Annotated in this window: 1 protein-coding gene; it reads left to right on the forward strand. The window is 26.6% G+C overall.

Translation table 11 applies throughout. The features are described from left to right. On the forward strand, positions 1-291 hold a 291-nt coding region (locus G3997_RS01130), incomplete at its 5' end, for a cation:proton antiporter domain-containing protein (RefSeq protein WP_296646777.1). Between the last annotated feature and the right edge of the window lie 44 nt (positions 292-335).

Here is a 335-nt window from a genome sequence, read left to right on the forward strand (position 1 = left end):
TTAGTTGTATTAGTTTTAGTATTTATAGCTAGACCTATTGTTGTATTAGTTTGTACAGCTTTTGATAGAAAAGTAAAATGGAGTAAAAATGAGAAATTATTTATGATGTGGGTAAGGGAAACTGGTGTTATACCTGCAGCTTTATCTGGTATAGTTGTTTCAAATAAAATACCTGGATATGAAGTAATTTCATCTACTGTTTTTATGGCAATTGTATTTACATTATTAGTACAAGCTAGTACTACTGGAATAATAGCTAAAAAGCTTGATGTATTAGATAAAGAAGGATAAAATAAAAAGAGATAAGTTAATAAAAACCTTATCTCTTTTTATTT

This window comes from Romboutsia sp. 13368, assembly GCF_018336475.1.
In the GTDB taxonomy this organism is placed as follows: Bacteria; Bacillota; Clostridia; order Peptostreptococcales; family Peptostreptococcaceae; genus Romboutsia.